Below are 4,464 nucleotides of genomic sequence, written 5' to 3' on the forward strand. Positions count from 1 at the left end.
TGCTTCGTTACAGCTTATAAATCCTTGTCCAGCCGCTTTAAAATTCAGCTGGATTTAGCGCCTTCTTTTCAGTCATGGCGGCAACCATACCGATCAAACCAATACCGCGTAAACGGGTATTTCTTGTTATATTTATTTTAAAAAGCAGGCAGTTCGTTATGTCTTCACTTCCCAGCATTTTTTTCAGCTGGTTTCAAATCAGAAGGTCGTTGGAAAAGTGGAAGGATGCCTCAATCCTGGCTGCCCGCCATCCAGCCGTCCAACGTTGCCGCCTTGATGTTTCCCGGCCGTTTAACATCACCGATTTTCCAAGTGTGGCAGGTAATTCCATAAAAACGATCAGCTTCCTCGCTTAACGGTTCAATGCCTGTGCAGATGATCAATACGTCGGCTGGAATCGTCATTAAAACGCCCGTTTTTTCTACAACGATATGCTCGGAATTTACTTTCAGGCAGCATGTTTCCCGGAGGATTTTCAAATTTTCACAGCGTTTCAGATGCTCGTCCAGCGCTAAACCGACAAGCAGATTTTCCCCGCGGTGAAGCTCACTTCCCTGTTCGATCAAGGCAACCGGACACCCGGTTTCCGCAAACTTCAGCGCCAGCTCGCAGCCGATCGCGCCGCCGCCTAAAATCGCAACGGATTTTCCATTCGGAATCGGATTTGTATAGGCTTGAGCCGGCGTCAGTCCCCGTTCGATTCCCGGAATCGGCGGAATTGCCCACTTTCCGCCCAACGCCAGAATTAAATGGTCGGGATTCAGGTTTTTCACCAGTTCCGGCGTCGCTTTTGTATTCAGTCTGACGTTAACCCCTGACTTTGCGATCTGTTCTATCAGATAATCCCGGTAACGCCGTAAATCCAGTTTATGCGGCTCCTGATTAAAGATGGTCAGCGCGCCGCCCAGACTGGAATTTTGTTCCAGCAGTGTAACCTGATGTCCCCGCCGGTCCGCCGTCAGCGCCGCTTTCATCCCGGCCGGTCCGCCGCCGATCACGACAACCTGCTTGCGAATTTTAACCGGCAGGCACTCAGAAGACATCCAGCTTCCGTTCATATAGGCAGGATTCACGGAACAGCCATGATCGCGCCGGTCAGTCGTCCAATGCATGCAGCTGCCACAGCGCAGGCAAGGCACAATATCCGCATCCCGGCCGGCTTCCGCTTTATGAATCCAGTCTTCGTCTGCCAGCAATGCCCGTCCCAGAACCACAAGATCGGCATCCTGTTCCTCAATCACCGAGGCGGCTTCCTGCGGCGTTAAGATCGCCCCTACCACCGCAACGGGAATCGTAAGGGTCTGCTTAATTGCGCGGGCCAGCTGACGATTGACGCCATGCGGCTCCAACGTGGACGTCGCCATGTGGATGTTGCCCTGTTTGTCCATATCCTGTCCAGCTGACACATTCACCATATCTAAATACGGTTCGGCCTGTTTCAAAAAAATCAGAACCTCGTTCAGATCAATCCCGCCGTCAATCCACTCCTTTGCGCTGATTCGAAGATCCACCGGATAATCCGGGCCAACGGCTTCACGTACTGCTTTAATAATCGCCAGCGGAAACTTCATCCGGTTTTCAAGACACCCGCCATAGTCATCCGTCCGATGATTCAGAGCTGGTGAAAGAAACTGTGCCGGCAGCCAGCCATGCGCGAAATGAAGCATGACCATATCGAAGCCCAGTTCTTTAGCGTCGCGGCAGGTTTGCGCGAACGCTGCAGACGTCTGATCCATTTCCGCTGGTGTCATGGCTTTCACCCGATTGCCATAGGCATTAACACCGTCAGTCGATCCCCACAGCACGTCATCCGGATGCGCCCCGCGTCCGACGCCGCCCATGTGCATGACCTCCAGCGATACTGCCGAACCTCCCTGACGCATAAAGTTCAGCCACTGGCGCGTATTCTGAATCTGTGCCTTGGCAAATAAATACCCCGGATCAAACCAGGCGTTCGGCAGATCCACACCACCACAGCCCGCAATCAAAATCCCTGCTCCGCAGCGGACACGCTTGTCATTGAGCGCCTCGTTCATCGGCGCGGAAATAATCCGGTTGGGAATCATCAGAGAATTAATTTTTAACGGCTGAAATAAACTCGCAAACTTCATAGACACCACTCCTTTTTAAATATATAAGCAAAAAGTGTGCCATTCTAGCCTATTTTCAAAAAGAAACTTACTTTCATTTAAACAAAGGGTTGTAAAGCTGGGAATTCCTGTATTTTTCATTCTTTTTTCTGTTCAAAATCAGAAATTTGGACCCTTCTGACGTTAATTCCGGTTTTCTTCTTCCTTGCGGCATCCTGTAAATTCGCAGTGTCGAAAGCTTTTCGACACGCCACGAAGATATATCGCGAAAAGAAAAAACCTGATCGTTTGATCAGGCGTGCGGTTCCGAGCGCATCAGTTTATCAAAGATCAGATAGGCCGCGAAATAGAATGCCGCCAACATAAAGGAAAACAGAATGGTAAATTTATCAATGTTCTGCAGCAGCGTTAAAAGCAGCGTCTTCGGCTGCAGCACATCCCAGGTATTCAGCCGCAGAAACCGGCCGATATAAACGCCGTAACCGCATAACAGACTGATCACGCTCATCCAGCAGAAGTTAAACACCTTATTTCTGCGCCACTTGACGTTTTGATGAATTAACGAGGTGGAAAACAAGCCGTCGACCAGCGCCATTAAAATCCCGCCGACGATATAAATCAAGCGTACCCAGCCGGATAAGCTTTGCAGATAAACACCATTGCCGCCGATCAGCTGCGAACCTTGAAGATGGATCAGATCCGTGACCATGTAACAGGCGTTGGGCAAAAACAACAGCCAGCCGATCGCAAGCCCCAGTGAAATCGGTCCCCAGTGTCTGCGCCAGCTGGTCAGCAAATAAGCCGGTACTGCCAGCGCCACCGGCATGAACGCCAGGCCCAGGTTCCAGAACAACCATCGTAAATTAAGCTGAATCCCGGCTTTCCGCAAGCCCAGACCCGCCAGAATATAAATGAAATGAAGGGCCAGGATCAATCCTAAAAGCATCATATTACGTTTTTGTCTGCGTTTCATTGTGATCACACTCCTGACATCGACCGTATTATACCCAATTTTTATGCGCTTTTCTTTAAGTTTTTCTTACGTCTTCCTGAATGTTGTTTTCACAAGCGCTTACTTTGTCTTTTCCTTTCGCCCGGCAGAGAAAATCAGGTAAAAGAAAAGGATCGCGAAGATCCTATTTCAGTTTTTCAAATATTTTCTTGTAAATGCCCTTCAGCTCTTTTTTCTGGCTGTCGGTCATGTTGCCCTGGCTCGGGCTGTACGAATCGACGGTGCTCAGATGATCGCCCACGATCTTTCCGTTTTTCACGACGAACACCTGCGGCACAAACAGCGCCGGTTCACCATCGTCATCGGTTTTCAGGAAATCTTTCACCAGATCGATAAATTCGTTGTAGCTTTCCTCCGTGTTGCCGTCGTCCGTGCCCATATCGACATAATAAATCGTCAGGCCCAGCTCTTTGGCAACTTCGTTCATCACCGGAACCGCCTGCGTGCACCAGGCACAGCTTGTATAACCATAGTACAGGATACCGCTTCCGCCTTCTTTATAAATGCGGTTGGCTTCCTTCAGCGTAACCCGCTTGAACTGATGCTCCGCCACATTGAATCCCTGATACCCGCTCATATCGACGTCCACCATCTTTAAGTCGTCTAAATAATGAACCGGCGTATTATCCTTCTGACTGCAGGCACTCAGCGCCAACAGGCAGCAGCCTAACAGAACTAAACCTTTCAGAATCTGTTTTTTCATTTTCTGCCTCCTTGCCATAACAGTACTAGTATAAATCAAAATCTCTCGTTTGGCTAGAATTCTATCGATGAATCTTCTTCCAGCCCCTGCGGCGTCAAGCGCAGAATCCGCTCCGTCACCTCGGCTAAAAAGCGGCGGTCATGGCTGACGGCGAGGATGCAGCCGGGAAAGGACGCCAGCTGCGCACGGATCTGACCGGCGGACAACGGCGAACAATTCCGCGTCGGTTCGTCCAGAAGGAGCACGTCGTTGTGATCGACGACCAGCTTCACCAACAAGATCTTGGCTTTCTGACCGCTGGAAAAGGTTCCCATCGGCTGACGCATCTCCTCCGGTGTAAATTTCAGCGAGCCTAAATGATTCTGAATCCGCGTCCGGAACGCCTGATCCTGGCCTTCGCTTAAAAAGTCGACCGGGTTCTTATCCATCGGCAGCTGTTCCTCATAATTCTGCGGCATGTAGCCGACGCGCAGATCTGTCCGGTCCTTCAGCTGTTCCCAGATCAGCCGCAGCAGCGTCGTTTTCCCACAGCCGTTCGATCCAATAATCGCGACCTTCTGCGGTCCGACGATCTGAAGATTGATCCCGCTTGCGCAAAGATGCGTCCCTGCCCAGAGCTGCGGCTGGTGGAAATCAAGAATCTGCTTGCGGGAATTGGC

General features: G+C 50.6%; 5 protein-coding genes. All 5 read right to left on the minus strand.

Annotated features, from left to right (window positions below; translation table 11 throughout):
• Window positions 1-37: 37 nt before the first annotated feature.
• Window positions 38-178 (minus strand): hypothetical protein, encoded by a 141-nt coding sequence (locus HOLDEFILI_RS19445; protein WP_006061269.1) that lies wholly within the window; start codon window positions 176-178, stop codon window positions 38-40.
• A 52-nt stretch (window positions 179-230) separates the two neighbouring features.
• The gene (locus HOLDEFILI_RS17535; RefSeq protein WP_006061270.1) at window positions 231-2,111 is read right to left on the minus strand and encodes an oxidoreductase; all 1,881 of its coding nucleotides are present in this window, start codon (window positions 2,109-2,111) and stop codon (window positions 231-233) included.
• Between the two features lie 271 nt (window positions 2,112-2,382).
• Entirely contained in the window at window positions 2,383-3,063 is a 681-nt protein-coding gene (locus HOLDEFILI_RS17540; RefSeq protein ID WP_006061272.1) for a DUF1361 domain-containing protein, read from the minus strand.
• 163 nt (window positions 3,064-3,226) lie between these two features.
• The gene (locus HOLDEFILI_RS18655; protein ID WP_050767019.1) at window positions 3,227-3,805 is read right to left on the minus strand and encodes a TlpA family protein disulfide reductase; all 579 of its coding nucleotides are present in this window, start codon (window positions 3,803-3,805) and stop codon (window positions 3,227-3,229) included.
• Window positions 3,806-3,858: 53 nt separating this feature from the next.
• Window positions 3,859-4,464 (minus strand): ATP-binding cassette domain-containing protein (locus HOLDEFILI_RS17550; RefSeq protein ID WP_006061275.1); only part of this gene is annotated, 606 nt, incomplete at its 5' end.

This window comes from Holdemania filiformis DSM 12042 (assembly GCF_000157995.1).
GTDB lineage: Bacteria > Bacillota_I > Bacilli_A > Erysipelotrichales > Erysipelotrichaceae > Holdemania > Holdemania filiformis.

Coding starts and splice junctions, on each gene's coding strand:
- HOLDEFILI_RS19445 (WP_006061269.1), bottom strand. CDS start 178: ATGCTGGGAAGTGAAGACATAACGAACTGCCTGCTTTTTAAAATAAAT.
- HOLDEFILI_RS17540 (WP_006061272.1), bottom strand. CDS start 3,063: ATGAAACGCAGACAAAAACGTAATATGATGCTTTTAGGATTGATCCTG.
- HOLDEFILI_RS17535 (WP_006061270.1), bottom strand. CDS start 2,111: ATGAAGTTTGCGAGTTTATTTCAGCCGTTAAAAATTAATTCTCTGATG.
- HOLDEFILI_RS18655 (WP_050767019.1), bottom strand. CDS start 3,805: ATGAAAAAACAGATTCTGAAAGGTTTAGTTCTGTTAGGCTGCTGCCTG.